Raw genomic sequence first — 16,142 nt, forward strand, 5'->3', positions numbered from 1 at the left:
GACCGGAAACATCCGGCCGGTTTCGAACGACATAGTCGACAGATCGAGAAGGGAGCCACATCGTGGCCGCCACCCAGGAAGAAATCATCGCCGGTCTCGCGGAGATCATCGAAGAGGTCACCGGCATCGAGCCCTCCGAGGTGACCGTCGAGAAGTCCTTCGTCGACGACCTCGACATCGACTCGCTGTCCATGGTCGAGATCGCCGTCCAGACCGAGGACAAGTACGGCGTGAAGATCCCCGACGAGGATCTCGCCGGTCTGCGCACCGTCGGCGACGCCGTGAACTACATCCAGAAGCTCGAGGCCGCAGGCGTTCAGGCCACGAACGACAACGAATGAGTTCTGCTGTGACCTCCCCTTCTCCTCGGGCACTCCGCAACGTCGTCGTCACCAGCCTCGCGGCTACGACGTCGATCGCCGGCGATGTGGACGCCACCTGGAAAGCACTGCTGGCCGGTGAGAGCGGGATCGGCACCATCGACGGCGGATTCGTCGACGAGTTCGACCTCCCGGTGCGCATCGGCGGAACCCTGAAGGTCAGCCCCGACGAGGGACTGTCCCGCGTCGAACTCCGTCGCATGAGCTTCGTCGAGCGCCTCGCGCTCACCCTCGGACGCACCGTCTGGCAGAACGCCGGCAGCCCCGAGGTCGACCAGGACCGTCTCGGTGTGGTCATCGGTACGGGCCTCGGTGGCGGAGAGTCGCTCATCGACGCCGTCGACAAGCTCCGTGACGGCGGCTACCGCAAGGTCTCGCCCTTCGCGGTGCAGATGATCATGCCGAACGGGCCGTCGGCCACCGTCGGGCTCGAACTCGGTGCCCGTGCCGGGGTCATCACCCCGGTCTCGGCGTGCTCGTCCGGATCCGAGGCGATCGCCAACGCGTACCGGATGATCGCCTTCGGCGACGCCGACATCGTCGTCACCGGTGGTGTCGAGGGTCAGCTGGACGCGGTCGCCACGGCGGGCTTCGCGATGATGCGGGCGCTGAGCACCCGCAACGACGACCCGAAGGGCGCATCGCGTCCGTTCGACAAGGACCGCGACGGTTTCGTCTTCGGCGAGGCCGGCGCACTGATGGTCCTCGAGAGCGAGGAGCATGCCAAGGCACGCGGGGCGACCATCCACGGTCGCATCCTCGGCGCCGGCATCACCTCCGACGGTTACCACATCGTCGCCCCCGATCCGGAAGGCACGGGAGCGGCACGGGCCATGCGGCGGGCGATCGAGACCGCCGGGCTCACCAAGGCCGACATCGGGCACGTCAACGCGCACGCGACGGCCACCCCGATCGGCGACGTGGCCGAAGCCAAGGCCATCAACGCGGCCGTGGGCAACCACGCCGCGATCTACGCCCCCAAGTCCGCGCTCGGTCATTCGATCGGTGCGGTGGGTGCACTCGAAGCAGTACTCACGGTCCTGTCTCTGCGTGACGAGGTCATCCCGCCCACGCTGAATCTCGAGAACCAGGATCCAGAGATCGATCTCGACGTGGTGAAGGGCGAACCACGTTCCGGACGGATCGATTTCGCGCTGAACAACTCGTTCGGTTTCGGTGGGCACAACGTGGCGCTCGCATTCGGTCGCGCCTGACCGTCGACGCCAGTCCGCCCCATGCGGTGGAGGCTCCGCCCGGAGCCTCCACCGCAGCCCACCACCACCGCGTCTGCCCGAGGAGTACCCGATGACCATCCTGGATCCAGCCACCCCGCGTGAGACGACGGTGGACCCGAGAGATCCGTTGGCCCGTCTCGAGAAACTGTTCGACCCGGGCAGCCTGGAACTGCTGCACACCCGCGACAAGTCGGGCGTCCTCGCCGCCGTCGGCGACGTCGACGGCATCCGCACCGTCGCATACTGCTCCGATGCCACCGTCATGGGCGGGGCCATGGGCGTCGAGGGATGCAAGCACATCGTCTCCGCCATCGACCACGCCATCGACCACGAGATCCCCGTGGTCGGCATCTTCCACTCCGGTGGTGCGCGTCTGGCCGAGGGCGTCGAGGCCCTCCACGCCGTCGGCCTGGTCTTCGAGGCCATGGTTCGCGCGTCCGGTCTGATCCCCCAGATCTCCGTCGTTCTCGGCTTCGCAGCCGGCGGTGCCGCCTACGGTCCGGCCCTGACCGACATCGTCATCATGGCTCCCGAGGGCCGCGTCTTCGTCACCGGACCGGACGTGGTCCGCAGCGTCACCGGTGAGCAGGTCGACATGGAGTCGCTCGGCGGCCCCGAGACGCACACCAAGAAGTCCGGTGTCGCGCACATCGCCGCGCACGACGAGGCCGACGCGTTGCACCGGGCCCGCCGCCTGGTGTCGATGCTGGCCGAGCAGGGCGAATTCGACGTCGCCGCTGCGGCGCTCGGCGACACCGACCTGCGGGCGCTGATGCCCGCCTCGCCGCGACGCGCATACGACGTGCGGCCGATCGTCCACCAGTTGCTCGACAACGTCGACGGCGAGTCCGCCTTCGAGGAACTGCAGGCCGGTTGGGCCCGCAGCATCGTCACCGGCTTCGGCCGTCTCGGCGGCCGTACCGTCGGTGTCATCGCCAACAACCCGCTCCGTCTCGGCGGCTGCCTCAACTCCGAGAGCGCCGAGAAGGCAGCGCGTTTCGTGCGGATGTGCAACGCCTTCGGTGTTCCGCTCGTCGTCATCGTCGACGTCCCCGGTTACCTTCCCGGTGTGAGCCAGGAGTGGGAGGGTGTCGTCCGACGCGGCGCCAAGCTGCTCCACGCGTTCGCCGAGGCGAAGGTTCCCCGTGTCACGCTCGTGACGCGCAAGATCTACGGCGGCGCGTACATCGCGATGAACTCCCGGGCGCTCGGGGCCACCGCCGTCTACGCATGGCCGGAGTCCGAGGTGGCCGTGATGGGCGCGAAGGCCGCTGTGGGCATCCTCCACAAGAAGGCCCTCGCCGCGGCTCCCGAGGAGGAGCGTGAGGCGCTGCACGACCGTCTCGCGGCCGAACACGAGGCGATCGCCGGTGGCGTCGGGCGCGCGATGGCGATCGGTGTGGTCGACGAGATGATCGATCCCGCCACCACCCGCAGCACGCTGGCCGCCGCGCTCGCCGCCGCACCCGCAGTTCGCGGCGGGCACAAGAACATTCCGCTCTGATCCGGACACAGCACGAGAACACCGGCATCGCTCCTCGGAGCGGTGCCGGTGTTCTCGTATCAGGAAGATGTGGGGTGCGTTCCGGTCGCGTCACCGGGGCGGCGGACCGCGGTCAGCCGACGTCCCGGCGGAGCCACGTCACCTGCGCGCCTTCGTCGCCGCTGCGGTACGGCTCGAGCTCTTCGTCCCAAGCCGTTCCGAGGGCGCGGTGCAGTTCGCTCGTGACATCGGCAGAGGACAGCATGGCGCGCAGACGCATCTCTCCGACGACGATGTCGCCGTTGGCGCTGGTTGCCCCGCGCCACAGGCCCAGTCGGGGGACGTAGCTGAAGCGTTCGCCGTCGACGCCCTCGCTCGGGTTCTCGGTGATCTCGAAGCGGAGCATCGGCCACGAGCGCAGCACGTCGGCCAGTCGCGCGGCCGTGCCCACGGGCCCGACCCAGTCGACGCAGGTGCGCAGCAGCCCCGGTGCGGCGGGCTGGCCCGTCCACGAGAGATCGGGCCGGCAGTCGAGGATGTCGGCCAGTGCCCACTCGATGTGCGGGCACACGGCCGCCGGTGAGGAATGGACATAGATCACCCCCGCCGTGGCATCCGCGAATTGGTTGGATGCGCGCATACATTCACCTCCGATTCGACCAGGACGTCTTCCCCAACGACCTTCGTCGATCAAGGCTTCTCCATGCAGGCTGCGTACAAGTGTGCCCGTGTGGCGTGTGTTTCGCCAGCGAACCAGAGAGGTTTATGTGAATTCGGTGATGATCGCGTCCCCGAGGGCAGGCCAGAGCGGTTTCGCCCAGTCTCCGAACGCACGATCAGTAAGTACCACAGTGACGACGGAAATTTCGGGATCTACCCAAATGAATGTGCCCGATTGACCGAAATGACCGAAAGTACGCGGTGAATTACCGGTCGCGGTCCAATGCGGATTCTTTTCCCCGCGGATCTCGAATCCGAGACCCCAGTCGTTGGGCTTGAACATCCCGTAGCCGGGGACGAGCCCGTTCAGACCCGGGAACTGCACGCTGGTCGCCTCGGCGAGGGTTTCGTGCGAGATCAGCACGGGCTCGAGGAGCTCGCGCGCGAACAACGCGAGATCGGCGACCGAGGACTGCGCTCCGTGGCCGGCCGAGCCCGACAGGGACGAGGACTGCATACCGAGCGGTTCGAAGACCGCCTGGCGGAGGTATTCCGGGAACTCGATACCGGTTTCCGCCTCGACGAGTTCGGCGAGCACCTCGAAGCCCGCACTCGAGTAGATCCGCTTCCGTTCGGGTTCGGTCTGCACGGTGCGCTCACCGAACGCCAGACCCGAGGCGTGGGCGAGCAGATGCCGCACCGTCGACCCTTCGGGACCCGCGGGCTGGTCGAGCTCGATCGCGCCCTCCTCGACGGCGATCAGCGCGGCGTACGCCACGAGCGGCTTCGTCACGGACGCGAGCGGGAAGATCCCGTCGAGGTCTCCCCTGGACGCGACCGTTCCGCCGTCGCGGGTCACCACCGCGGCGGCGGAACGGTCGACAGGCCAGTCGCTGAGCAGATCGAGGCTGTGCACGCGATCAGCCTACGAGACGGCCCGGCGCGGCGAGGTCACCGGTCGGTGCCGGTCACCAGTCGGCTTCGGTGTACCGGATGACGCCGCGGATGTTCCTGCCCTCGAGCATGTCCCGGTATCCGTCGTTGATCTGCTCGAGGGTGTAGGTACGCGTGACCATGTCGGCCAGGTTCAGCTGGCCGGACTTGTACAGGTCGAGCAGGTTCGGGATGTCGACGCGGGCATTGCAGCCACCGAAGATGTTGCCCTTGAGGTCCTTCTGGAGCATCGAGAACAGGAACGAGTTGAGCTTGACGTCCATGTCGGACATGTAGCCCATCGCCGTGACGACGCACCGGCCGCCCTTGGCCGTGAGGGTCAGCGCGGGATCGACCAGCTCACCCTTCATCTCGCCCACGGTGATGATCGTCGAGTGGCACATGCGGCCCCACGTGATCTCCATGATCGGCACGATGGCCTCCTCGATGGAGGCGTAGGTGTGCGTGGCACCGAACTTCAGCGCCTGCTCGCGCTTGAACGGTTCCGGGTCGATCGCGAAGACGTGGCGCGCACCGGAGGCCACGGCACCCTGCAGGGCGCTCATGCCGACACCGCCGACGCCGATGATGGCAACCGAATCGCCGGCCTTGACCTCGGCGATGTTCGTCGCCGAACCCCAGCCGGTGGGCACGCCGCAGCCGACGAGGGCGGCGAGCTCGAACGGCACGTCCTTGTCGATCTTGACGACCTGGCTCTGGTTGACCGTCATGTACGGCGAGAAGGTGCCGAGCAGGCACATCGCGATCACGTTCTGGCCGCGCGCCTGGATGCGGTAGGTGCCGTCGGAGATCGCCTGGCCGCTGAGCAGTCCGGCGCCCAGATCGCACAGGTTCGAGTGCCCCGAGGCACAGGACGGACACCGCCCGCACGCGGGGATGAAGGACAGCACGACGTGGTCGCCCACCTCGAGGCCCACCACTCCCTCGCCGACCTTGGTGATCACACCCGCGCCCTCGTGACCGCCCATGGCGGGGAAGGACGGCATCGGGGTTGCGCCCGTGACGATGTGATGGTCGGAGTGGCACATACCGGCGGCTTCCATGCGGATCTGCACTTCACCAGCGACGGGATCACCGAGTTCGATCTCCTCGACCGACCACGGCTCGTCGATGCCCCACAGCACTGCACCCTTGGTCTTCATCTGGCTCGTCCTCCATCGCATTGCCGGTTGTGCACGTGACGATAGACACAATCGCACAGAATTGGAACAGGTTCTAGACCTCGTCCCGGTCCGATCGACATGCGCCCGCGGATACCGTGAGACCGAAGCACCGCGGGTCACCACCGCCCGACCGTCCGAGGAGATGCCGTGCCCGACAATCCGGAACTCACCTTCCACGGCGCGGCGAGAACCGTCACCGGCTCGTGCGCGACGATCGAACTCGGCGACGCCCGCATCCTGGTCGACTGCGGGATGTTCCAGGGTTCGCGCAGCCTCGAGAAGCTCAACGTCGCGGAGTTCGCGTTCGCCCCCGAGTCGATCGACGCGGTGATCCTCACCCACGCCCACATCGACCACTGTGGGCTGCTCCCCAAGCTCGTCGCGCGGGGCTTCGAGGGCCACATCTTCTGCACCGCCCCGACGGCCGAGCTGCTCTCGTTCATGCTCGCCGACTCGGCGCGGATCCAGGAGTTCGAGGCCCAGCGCCGCAATCGGCGGCGCGACCGCGCGAACCGGGCGAAGTTCCACCCGATCTACACCGAGGAGGACGCCCGGCTCGCCGCCTCACGCGCCCGGCCGGTACCGCTCGAGGAGTGGTTCGAACCGGCGCCCGGTTTCCGGGTCCGCCTGTGGAATGCCGGACACATCCTGGGATCGGCCTCGGCGGAGATCGAGGCCGGCGGTGTGCGGATGTTGTTCTCGGGCGATCTGGGGCCGGAACAGAAGGCCTTCCATGCCGATCCGGAAGGTCCGACCGGACTCGACTACGTCGTCTGCGAATCCACCTACGGGGACCGCTCACGCCCTCGACTCACGATCGCCGAGCGCCGCGACCTCCTGGCCCGGGAGGTGAACGAGGCACTCGAGCGGGGCGGCAACCTGATCGTGCCGTCGTTCGCGCTCGAACGCACCCAGGAGTTGTTGCTCGACATCGGATACCTGCTCGACGACGAGCGCATTCCGGAGGTGCCGGTCTTCGTCGACTCCCCGCTCGCGATCCGCGCGACCGACGTCTTCGCCGCACACGCCGGAGAACTCGAGGACCTCGACGGCCGGAACGTCTTCCGCCATCCGGGCATCCGGTACACCGCCGAGGCCGAGGAATCGATGCGGATCGACAGCTACCATCGCGCGATCATCATCGCGGCCTCCGGGATGTGCGAGGCGGGACGGGTTCGGCACCACCTGCGGAACAACCTCGCCCGCCCCGACTCGACGGTGCTCTTCGTCGGCTATCAGGCGCAGGGCACGCTCGGAAGGGTGATCCTCGAGGGTGCGCCGAAGGTCCGGATCTCGGGTGAGGACATCGATGTCCGGGCACGGATCCGGCGGATCGACAGCTACTCCGCGCACGCCGACCGCGGCGAGTTGGTGCAATGGGTCGGGCAACGCGCGCCGATCTCCGGTGCGGTCTTCCTCGACCACGGAGAACCCGATGCGCTCGCCGCCTTCACGGCATCGCTGCACGAACTCGATGCCGGACTGAACGTGGTCGTCCCGGAGATCGGCGCCCGATACCGGCTCGTGGCGGGCGGTCCGCCCGAGCACATCGCCACGGTCGCACCGCCGGCACCGGTGCGCGTCGGCCGTGATTGGCAGAACGAGTACGCCGAATTCGCCACCGGCCTGCGCGACCAGCTGCTCGAGATCGACGATCCGCGCACCCGGGAGCGCGCGATCGCCGCGATGCGGAGGGTGCTCGACGAATACCGCACGGGCGCCCCACCCCCGGAGGAGCACCGACGCCACTCGAGGCCGGGTCGGCGCAAGCCACCACCTCGCCGGAGGCGCCGATTCTGAGCCGCTCCCTTCATTCCCGCGAGAATCGTCTCGCGCGATATCCGTCCTCTCATTGTAGAGAATGGCATTTCCGTCTAACGTGATCCTCATGTTCGACCGCGGCGAGGGCCGCCGCATCGGCATCGGACAACGGAGGACGAACCATGACGACGAAGGCGCTCGCGCCCGACGTATCCACGTGGCCGGCAGAGAACCCGCAGCTCATCGGCAGCCGCTGCGACGACTGCTCCGCGACCACGTGGCCCACCCAGCCGCGCTGCCCCCGGTGCAGCGGGGCGAACATCTCGGAGCTGCTGCTGCCGCGTCGCGGCACGCTCGTGGCATGGACCACGCAGGGCTTCGTGCCGAAGCAGCCCTACGCGGGCAACGAGACGGCGGCGACCTTCACACCCTTCGCGTTCGGCCTCGTCCAGCTCGACGACGTGGTCCGCGTCGAGGCCCGCCTCGTGGAGAGCGACCCCGAGAAACTGCGCCCGGGCATGGAGGTCGAGCTCACCTTCGTCCCCTTCTACACCGACGAAGAGGGCACCGACATCGTCACGTGGGCCTTCGCGCCGATCTGATCCGTACACATCCCATCGAGGAGTTCCCGACATCATGAACGACGTTGCCATCATCGGGGTGGGTCTTCACCCGTTCGGTAGATTCGGCGCCAAGTCGGCCATCGAAATGGCCGCAGACGCAATCCAGCTCGCGCTCGAGGACTCGGGCGTTGCCTGGAAGGACATCCAGTTCGGCATCGGCGGCAGCTACGAGGTCGACAACACCGACGCCGTCACCCGCCTCGTCGGCCTGACCGGCATTCCCTTCACCAACGTGTTCAACGCGTGCGCGACGTCCGCCAGCGCGATCGAGCAGACCGCCGACGGGATCCGTTCCGGCAAGTACGACATCGGCATCGCTGTGGGCACCGACAAGCACCCCCGCGGCGCCTTCACCGCCGATCCCGCCATGCTCGGCCTGCCCGCCTGGTACGCCGAGAACGGACAGTTCGTCACCACCAAATTCTTCGGCATGAAGGCGAACCGCTACGCCATCGACCACAACATCTCGCACGAGACTCTCGCGCGGGTCGCGGCGAAGAACTATCGCAACGGCGGCCTCAACCCGAAGGCCTTCCGCCGCACGGAGTTCAGCATCGAGGAGATCCTCTCGTCGCCGATGCTCAACTACCCGCTCACGGCGAAGATGTTCTGCGCGCCGGACGAGGGTGCCGCAGCGGTGATCATGTGCCGTGGCGACCTGGTGTCGAAGTACACCACCAACAAGCCGGTCTACCTGCGTTCCACAGCGATTCGCACCCGCACATACGGCGCGTACGAGGTCCACGCGACGTGGGCGTCGGTGGAGGAGGACGTCTCCCCCACCGTCTACGCGGCCGAGGCCGCCTACGAGGCCGCCGGGATCGGCCCCGAGGACGTCGATGTCGCCCAGCTCCAGGACACCGACGCCGGCGCGGAGGTGATCCACATGGCCGAGACCGGGCTGTGCGCCGACGGCGACCAGGAGAAGCTGATCGCCGAGGGCGCCACCGAGATCGGTGGATCCCTCCCGGTGAACACCGACGGTGGTCTCATCGCCAACGGTGAACCCATCGGCGCCTCCGGCATCCGCCAGGTCCACGAACTGGTGCTGCAGCTGCGTGGTCGGGCCGGCGAGCGGCAGGTTCCGGGCGAGCCGAAGGTGGGCCTCGCCCAGGTCTACGGTGCCCCCGGCACCGCAGCCGCGTCGATCCTGTCACTCTGAGTACCACGTAACCGCACGAAAGTTCGGCCGCCGCACGAGATCCCGAGTGCGGTGGCCGAACTCGCCCCAGGGACACCGCGAGTCCGGAATCACAACACCCCGAGGCACTTTTCGCAACCGGAGGAAGGTACTGTCCAGCTCAGCGGGTCGAACGCGGGGGACGACTCATCAGCATCACTTCGAGTCGAGGAGTTCATCCGTGCGTCGATCCGTCGCGTCCCGTCGTGGCTTCCGCAGCCTTGCGGTCGGTCTCGCAGGCCTGTCGGCGCTCGTGTTCGGCACCGCCACCGCGCACGCCGATCCCGAGCAGCCCGACGCCGAACCCACCACCGCCTACGTCGATGGCGTCGACGAGGTGACCGACCAGCACTGGACGGTCCGCGTCTACTCCCCGGCCATGGACACCGTCGTCCCCCTCGACGTCCTGCGCCCGGCCGACCCGAGCGAGCCCCGACCGGTCGTCTACGCCCTCGGCGGCGCGGGCGTCGGCGTGATCGACGGCACCGGATGGATGGAGAGCAGCGACATCGCCGAGTTCTTCTCGGACAAGAACGCCAACGTCGTCATCCCCGCCACCGGCAACTTCAGCTACTTCACCGACTGGGATCTCGACGATCCGGTCCTCGGCCGCAACCAGTGGCAGACCTTCCTCATCGAAGAACTGCCGCCGGTCGTCGACGAGCTGCTGGACACCGACGGCAAGCAGTCGATCATCGGGATGTCCATGAGCGCCGGCTCCGCGCTGGACCTCGCGATCCGGAGCGGCGACCTGTACTCCGGCGTCGCCTCTCTCAGCGGATGCGTGCGCACCAGCGATCCGATCGGTCAGCTGTACGTGAGGCTCGTCGTCGAGCGCCGCGGCAAGGGCGACGTCGAGAACATGTGGGGTCCGGCCGACGGTCCGCGCTGGGCCGAGCACGACGTCTACCTCAACGCGGAAGGCCTGCGCGGCAAGGCCTTGTACCTGTCGAGCCGCAACGGCCTGCCCGGCCCGTACGACATCCCGGGTCAGGAACGAGCGGCCGGCGAATCGTTCGCGACGCAGATCGTCGCGGGCGGGGCGATCGAGGCCGCGACGAACGCCTGCACGCGCCAGCTGGTGGACCGGCTCGAATCGCTCGACATCCCGGTCACGGCCGAACTCGATTCCGACGGAACACATTCGTGGGGCTACTGGGAGGACGACCTCCGGAAGGCATGGCCGATCCTCGCCGAATCCATGGGCGCGGAGGCCTGATCCCGCAACGGGATTCCGCGTCGACCCGTCACCGATCGGAGCGGGAAGCGATCGCGGCGAGGCGCGTCGCGAGCCGGTCCGCGGCCGCCCGAAGTTCCGGCGGCTCGAGGACGACCGCCTCGAAACCCATTCGCGCGACGTGCATCACGACCCAGTCCGGATCGTCCGCGCCGACGACGAGCACGCACCACCCGTCCTCGTCGTCCTCGACCCGCCCGACCTGCGGTGGCACCATGTCGCGCACCTGGTCGGCGTCCGCCCGCAAGCGGATCCGCGCGATGTACCGGTAGGGGGACTCCGTCACCGACCGCTGGACGTAGGCCACCGGATCGGGATGCTGCCGCGGCCGGAACCGCCACGTCGTGGGGGTCACGTCGCGCATGCGGTCGAGCCGGAAGGTGCGCCAGTCGTCGCGATCGACATCCCACGCCATGAGGTACCAGCGCTGCCCCGTGGCGACCATCCGGACCGGCTCGACGGTGCGTTCGTCGTCCACCTCCTGCCGGGTGGTGTACCGGAACCGCACGCGGGTCGCGTCGCGGCACGCGCGGGCCAACGCCAGCAGCGTGTCGGCGTCGATCTCGGTGCCCGCGCCGACGACGGTCTCCGTGGCGCCGTAGATCGCCCGTACCTCCTCGCGCAGACGCGGTGGCATCACCTGATCGAGCTTGGCCAGTGCGCGCAGGGCCGCCTCGGCGGCACCGGCGATCGTGCTGCCCGACGCCAGTCGCAGCGACACCGCCGTCGCGATCGCTTCGTCGTCGTGCAGGAGCAGCGGCGGCAGTCTCGTGCCGGCACCGAGTTGGTAGCCGCCGCCGACGCCGGGAGTCGCGCGGACGGGATAGCCGAGGGCACGCAGCCGATCGACGTCGCGGCGCACCGACCGATCGGTCACGCCGAGTTCCGCGGCGAGTTCGACGGCCGTCCACGACGGGCGGCTCTGCAACAGCGCCAGCACCCGCAGGACCCGTTCGGTGGTCGACTCGACGGTCACACGACGATCGTCGCACGGATCACGGACCGAATCTGTCCGGAATATGCGTCAACCTGGAGCCATGACAGAACTCGACTGGAATCACCTACTGCGACAGCAACTCGACTATCCGGTGCGCCGCCGCCTCGACGGCCTCACCGACGACGAGTACTTCTTCGAACCCGCACCGGACTGCTGGAGTGTTCGGCCGCGTGGGACGGGCACGGCTCCCGTGCGGGCGGGAGCCGGGGCGATGACCATCGATTTCGCGTTCCCCGAACCCGATCCACCCCCGTTCACGACCATCGCATGGCGTCTCGGGCACGTGATCGTCGGCGTTCTGGCGATGCGCAATGCGAGCCACTTCGGACGCACCCCCACCGACTATTCGTCGTTCGAGTACGCAGCGACCGCGGACGAGGCCCTCGCCCAGCTCGATGCCGAACTCGCCACGTGGATCGCAGGCGTCGAGTCCCTCGGGGAATACGGACTCGCCCGGCCGTGCGGTGAAGCGGAAGGACCGTACGCCGAGTACCCGATGGGCATGCTGGTCCTGCACATCCACCGCGAACTCATCCACCATCTGTCCGAGGTCTGCCTCCTGCGGGACCTCTACCTGCACACCCGTACCCGCGCCCGACAGGAGGCGAGCTGACATGGCCCGCGACATCCAGATCACGTTCGACTGCGCCGATCCCGCGGCACTCGCGGATTTCTGGGCGGACGCCCTCGGCTACGAACTCCAGAAGCCGCCCGGCAATTTCGTGTCGTGGGACGACGCACTCGACGCGATGGGGGTGCCGCTCGAACGACGCAACGACGCCTCGGCCGTCGTCGACCCGGACGGAGCAGGACCCCGGCTGTTCTTCCAGAAGGTACCCGAAGGCAAGCAGGCCAAGAACCGGGTGCACCTGGACGTGCGTGCAGCGCCCGGACTCGACGGCGCCGAGCGCATGGCCGCCCTGGAAGCCGAGGCCGAACGGCTCGTCGCGCGCGGGGCCACGCGGCTGGAACGTCACGACCCCGCACCGCCGTTCGGGGCCGGCCACATCGTGATGGCCGACCCCGAGGGCAACGAATTCTGTCTCGACTGAGCCTCGCGGATCAGGCCGGTTCGGAGACCCAGTGGACGAGCTGCCAGATGATCCCGTTGGGATCGGCGAACTGGCAGTACCGTTCACCCCACGGCTCGGTCTCCGGCTCGGTCACCACCGTCGCACCGGCTTCCGCGATGCGCGCGAACTCGGTGTCGACGTCGTCGACGACGAAGGCGATGAGCATGCCCTGACCGGCCGGGCCGGCGACGGATTCGGGCTTGAAGGTCGACAGCCCGGTACGCAGGAACACGATGTTGAAGCCTGCGTCCGGGTGAGTCAACGAGACGAATCCGTCCGCCGACATCTCCTCGGTGAAACCGAAGTGCCGGATCGCGAAATCTGCCGATGCGGCCGTGTCGGCGACGTTGAGCGACAGTGCTGTGGAACCGATTTTCATAGGACCTCCCCCGGGACATAAACCTTGTACGACGTATAGAGTACTCCCGAGAGCGAGTTTTCGGGAGGCATATATGGCGCGCGATCTGATCGACCTGCTGTGGCGCGAGCATCCCGATGCGCCGACCGGTGGTTCACGTGGCCCGAAGGCCAAGGTCACCACCAGTTCCGCGGTGGACGCGGCCGTCACCGTCGCCGACGCGGAAGGCCTCGACGCGGTGACGATCCGTCGCCTCGCGACCGATCTGGGTATCTCCGCCATGGCCCTCTACACCCACGTCGGGTCGCGTGACGATCTGATCGTCCTCATGGTCGACGAGGTCCACGCTCGGCAATCCCGGCCGCCCTACGAGTTCCCGTCGTGGCGGGATCGGGTACGGCAGGTCGCCGAGGCCGAACTCGAGCACTACGCCGCGCACTGGTGGCTGCTCGACGTCGACGATCAACGCATGTCCCTCGGACCCGGCACGATCGCGAAGTACGACCACGAACTCCACGCCTTCGACGGAACGTCCCTCGGCGACACGGATCGCGACGCCGCGCTCACGTTCGTCGCGGACTTCGTTCGCGGCGCGGCCCGAGCGCGACGCCCCGACCCGCACGCCGCCGACATGGGCGAGGCCTGGGCGCGATGGAACGAACGCCTGGCGCACTATCTCGGCGACGACCATCCCCTCGCGCAGCGGGTGGGCGCGGCGGCCGGGGCGGAGATGAACGCCGCCTACAGCCCGCACCACGCGTGGGAGTTCGGACTGCAACGCGTCCTCGACGGACTCGAACCGCTCGTCTCGAATGGCGGGGTGCCCACCATCCGCTGAGAGCCCGTCACGATTCCTGTGGATCCGGCCCCGTTTTCCGGGGTCGGATCCACCCGGATCGCATCACCCTTCGCGCACCGCTTCGAGGCGGCGGATCAACGTCGCCGCGTCGAACGGGCCGGTGTGCCGGGTGAGGTCCGAGCCGGTGACGCCGAGGTAGAAGGTGGGCGTTCCGAAGACGTCGCTGGTCTCGGCGTCGAGATCATCGTCCTCGACGCGGTGACGGTACCGCCCCAGGCGAAGGTCCTCGTCGAACCGGTCCATGTCGAGACCCAACTGCTGGGCGTGTTCGTAGATCTCGTCGCGGGACAGAGCGTCGCTGTGGGTGAACAGGTGGTCGTGCATGTCCCAGAAGCGACCCTGCGCGGCGGCGGCCTCGGACGCTTCGGCGGCGAACCGCGCGTGGGGATGATGCTCGTCGAGGGGCAGGTGCCGGAAGACGTACCGCAGGTCGTCGCCGAAATGGCCGCGCACGTCCCGGATGCTGCCCGTGGCCTTGCTGCAGAACGGGCACTCGAAGTCTCCGTACTCGACGAGTGTGAGCGGAGCGTCGACCGGTCCCCGTATGTGGTCGCGGTCCGGATCCACCGGACGCAGCAGCACGAGCCCGGCAGGTCCCTGCGGCGGATTCAGGCGGTCGGACAGCCGGAACAAAGCCCAGCCCAGCGCCGTGGCGAGAACAGCCGCGAGAAGTACGCCGATTCGGGCGTCGTTGGCCGCTTCGGGAGATTCGATCGCCAGATCCACGATGAACAGTGAGATCGTGAACCCGATGCCGGCGAGCGCGGCACCCCCACCGACGTGCGAGAGGGTGAGTCCCGGCGGCAGGCTGCCCGGACGCAGGCTCGAGAAGACGGCGGTGGCCGCGGTGATGCCCACCAGCTTGCCCACCACGAGACCGAGGACGACGCCCCACGTGATCGGCGACCGGATCGCAGTGCCGACGGTCTCGGCGGAGATCACCACACCGGCGTTGGCGAGGGCGAAGATCGGCACGACGAGGAACGCCGTGTACGGCCGGTAGAGCCGTAACAGCCGCTCGTTCACGGACACCGCGCGGAGCACCCCGAGTTGCGCGGCGCGCGCGTAGTCGGAGTTGGGCGACTGCCGGAACGCCCGCGTGAGTTCGCCGGCACGTTCCACCTCGCTGCGGCGCGGCGGATAGACGGGAAGGATCAACGCGATCAGCACACCGGCAAGGGTCGGGTGCACGCCGGACTCGTAGAACGCCACCCACGTCCCGGCCGCGACGACGAAGTAGACGACGCCCCGCCACACTTCGAGCCGACGGAACTGCAGGATCAGCAGCAGTCCGATCGCCGCGGGTATGAGGAAGACCGGCTGCAGATTGTCCGTATAGACGAAGGCGATGATGGCGAGGGCGCCGATGTCGTCGGCCACGGCCAGCGTGAGGATGAAGACGCGCAGCCGAGCCGGGCAGCGGGGCCCGACCAGCGCGAGCGCACCGAGCACGAATGCGGTGTCGGTGGACACGACGACGCCCCACGCTCCTGCGGCCTCCCCACTGGGGTTGAGCAGCAGAAACAGTCCCGCAGGTAGGGCGAGACCCGCGATTGCCGCCACGAGCGGGACCGCCGCGCGCGTCCGGTCGGTGAGCTCTCCCATGGTGAGCTCGCGTTTGACCTCGAGGCCGACGACGAAGAAGAACAGCGTCATGACGGCGTCGTTGACCCAGTGCTCGAGGTCGAGATCGATGCCGTAGTCGCCGATGCTGATGCTGAGCGGCGTGTGCCAGAACGCCTCGTACGAGTCGCCCAGGTTGGCCCAGACCAGAGCGATCAGGGTCGCCGCGAGTACGACGCCTGCCGCGAGCGTGTCGTCGTCCGTGCCGTCGCGGACCCCTGCCAGAAGGTCGGACGCCCGGCGGAGCGTCGTCGGATTCTCGTCGACCGTCATGTGCTCCCTCGTTCCGCAGTCCGCTTCGAGCAACTCGGTGCCGGTGAGTACGCCGACGACATCGCACAACGCCGGGCCCCGGGGCGATTATTTCCGGTATCGGCTGTTCGGACCTGCATTGTCCGAACACAACAGTGCAACCGGTTCCGCCGTACAGGAGGCGGATTGCACCCCTCCGACTACCGACCTCACCCGAAACTAGACCGAATCGTTGTGCCAACAACCGATTTCGGCGTTTCGACAGCCCGACCGTTACATTCCGCCACTACATGTCGCCTCGACG

The 16,142-nt window shown here is 68.0% G+C and carries 16 protein-coding genes; 10 read left to right on the forward strand and 6 right to left on the reverse strand.

What is annotated here, in order from left to right:
* The first annotated feature begins 62 nt into the window (after nucleotides 1-62).
* The 3 genes from acpM (at nucleotide 63) to U9J23_RS14915 (ending at nucleotide 3,119) form a co-directional block, all read left to right on the forward strand.
* Nucleotides 63-341 (forward strand): meromycolate extension acyl carrier protein AcpM, encoded by a 279-nt coding sequence (gene acpM / locus U9J23_RS14905; protein WP_016691373.1) that lies wholly within the window; start codon nucleotides 63-65, stop codon nucleotides 339-341.
* Nucleotides 338-1,594 carry a KasA/KasB family beta-ketoacyl-ACP synthase gene (locus tag U9J23_RS14910; RefSeq protein ID WP_167388361.1) on the forward strand — a complete coding sequence of 419 codons (1,257 nt, stop codon included), beginning with the start codon at nucleotides 338-340 and terminating at the stop codon, nucleotides 1,592-1,594. Before acpM ends, U9J23_RS14910 begins: the two co-directional genes overlap by 4 nt.
* 91 nt (nucleotides 1,595-1,685) lie before the next feature.
* Entirely contained in the window at nucleotides 1,686-3,119 is a 1,434-nt protein-coding gene (locus U9J23_RS14915; protein ID WP_016691371.1) for an acyl-CoA carboxylase subunit beta, read from the forward strand.
* Between the two features lie 112 nt (nucleotides 3,120-3,231).
* Here U9J23_RS14915 and U9J23_RS14920 read toward each other — a convergent pair whose 3' ends face one another.
* From U9J23_RS14920 to U9J23_RS14930, 3 genes are all read right to left on the reverse strand, one after another.
* Complete coding sequence (locus U9J23_RS14920; RefSeq protein ID WP_059380865.1) at nucleotides 3,232-3,738, reverse strand: DUF3145 domain-containing protein; 507 nt, start codon at nucleotides 3,736-3,738, stop codon at nucleotides 3,232-3,234.
* Nucleotides 3,739-3,861: 123 nt separating this feature from the next.
* Entirely contained in the window at nucleotides 3,862-4,674 is an 813-nt protein-coding gene (locus U9J23_RS14925; protein ID WP_272267293.1) for a serine hydrolase domain-containing protein, read from the reverse strand.
* Between the two features lie 52 nt (nucleotides 4,675-4,726).
* Nucleotides 4,727-5,854, reverse strand: a complete 1,128-nt coding sequence (locus tag U9J23_RS14930) for an NDMA-dependent alcohol dehydrogenase (RefSeq protein WP_059380863.1) — start codon at nucleotides 5,852-5,854, stop codon at nucleotides 4,727-4,729.
* Nucleotides 5,855-6,022: 168 nt separating this feature from the next.
* On the opposite strand from U9J23_RS14930, the gene U9J23_RS14935 reads away from it, so the two are divergent.
* From U9J23_RS14935 to U9J23_RS14950, 4 genes are all read left to right on the forward strand, one after another.
* On the forward strand, nucleotides 6,023-7,675 hold the full coding sequence (locus U9J23_RS14935; RefSeq protein WP_085468414.1) for an MBL fold metallo-hydrolase: 1,653 nt from the start codon (nucleotides 6,023-6,025) through the stop codon (nucleotides 7,673-7,675).
* A 143-nt stretch (nucleotides 7,676-7,818) separates the two neighbouring features.
* A complete protein-coding gene (locus U9J23_RS14940; RefSeq protein ID WP_059380861.1) occupies nucleotides 7,819-8,238 on the forward strand; it encodes a Zn-ribbon domain-containing OB-fold protein in 420 nt (139 codons plus the stop codon).
* A gap of 31 nt (nucleotides 8,239-8,269) precedes the next feature.
* The gene (locus tag U9J23_RS14945; protein ID WP_085468416.1) at nucleotides 8,270-9,421 is read left to right on the forward strand and encodes a thiolase family protein; all 1,152 of its coding nucleotides are present in this window, start codon (nucleotides 8,270-8,272) and stop codon (nucleotides 9,419-9,421) included.
* A gap of 199 nt (nucleotides 9,422-9,620) precedes the next feature.
* Nucleotides 9,621-10,658: an alpha/beta hydrolase gene (locus U9J23_RS14950; RefSeq protein ID WP_080968131.1), complete on the forward strand. Its 1,038-nt coding sequence runs from the start codon at nucleotides 9,621-9,623 to the stop codon at nucleotides 10,656-10,658.
* A 28-nt stretch (nucleotides 10,659-10,686) separates the two neighbouring features.
* Here the strand turns inward: U9J23_RS14950 and U9J23_RS14955 are convergent, their stop codons facing one another.
* Nucleotides 10,687-11,652 carry a helix-turn-helix transcriptional regulator gene (locus tag U9J23_RS14955; RefSeq protein ID WP_272267290.1) on the reverse strand — a complete coding sequence of 322 codons (966 nt, stop codon included), beginning with the start codon at nucleotides 11,650-11,652 and terminating at the stop codon, nucleotides 10,687-10,689.
* Nucleotides 11,653-11,713: 61 nt separating this feature from the next.
* Here U9J23_RS14955 and U9J23_RS14960 point away from each other — a divergent pair, with 61 nt between their 5' ends.
* Both U9J23_RS14960 and U9J23_RS14965 read left to right on the forward strand, forming a co-directional pair.
* A complete protein-coding gene (locus tag U9J23_RS14960; RefSeq protein ID WP_272267289.1) occupies nucleotides 11,714-12,286 on the forward strand; it encodes a DinB family protein in 573 nt (190 codons plus the stop codon).
* 1 nt (nucleotide 12,287) lies between these two features.
* On the forward strand, nucleotides 12,288-12,725 hold the full coding sequence (locus U9J23_RS14965; protein ID WP_085468419.1) for a VOC family protein: 438 nt from the start codon (nucleotides 12,288-12,290) through the stop codon (nucleotides 12,723-12,725).
* 10 nt (nucleotides 12,726-12,735) lie between these two features.
* Here U9J23_RS14965 and U9J23_RS14970 read toward each other — a convergent pair whose 3' ends face one another.
* The gene (locus tag U9J23_RS14970) at nucleotides 12,736-13,125 is read right to left on the reverse strand and encodes a VOC family protein (protein ID WP_059380856.1); all 390 of its coding nucleotides are present in this window, start codon (nucleotides 13,123-13,125) and stop codon (nucleotides 12,736-12,738) included.
* A gap of 73 nt (nucleotides 13,126-13,198) precedes the next feature.
* Here U9J23_RS14970 and U9J23_RS14975 point away from each other — a divergent pair, with 73 nt between their 5' ends.
* Complete coding sequence (locus U9J23_RS14975) at nucleotides 13,199-13,942, forward strand: TetR/AcrR family transcriptional regulator (protein WP_059380855.1); 744 nt, start codon at nucleotides 13,199-13,201, stop codon at nucleotides 13,940-13,942.
* 63 nt (nucleotides 13,943-14,005) lie between these two features.
* Here U9J23_RS14975 and nhaA read toward each other — a convergent pair whose 3' ends face one another.
* Complete coding sequence (gene nhaA / locus U9J23_RS14980; protein ID WP_059380894.1) at nucleotides 14,006-15,859, reverse strand: Na+/H+ antiporter NhaA; 1,854 nt, start codon at nucleotides 15,857-15,859, stop codon at nucleotides 14,006-14,008.
* Nucleotides 15,860-16,142 lie beyond the last annotated feature (283 nt).

The sequence above is a fragment of the Rhodococcus sp. PD04 genome (assembly GCF_035918275.1).
Taxonomy (GTDB): domain Bacteria; phylum Actinomycetota; class Actinomycetes; order Mycobacteriales; family Mycobacteriaceae; genus Rhodococcus; species Rhodococcus rhodochrous.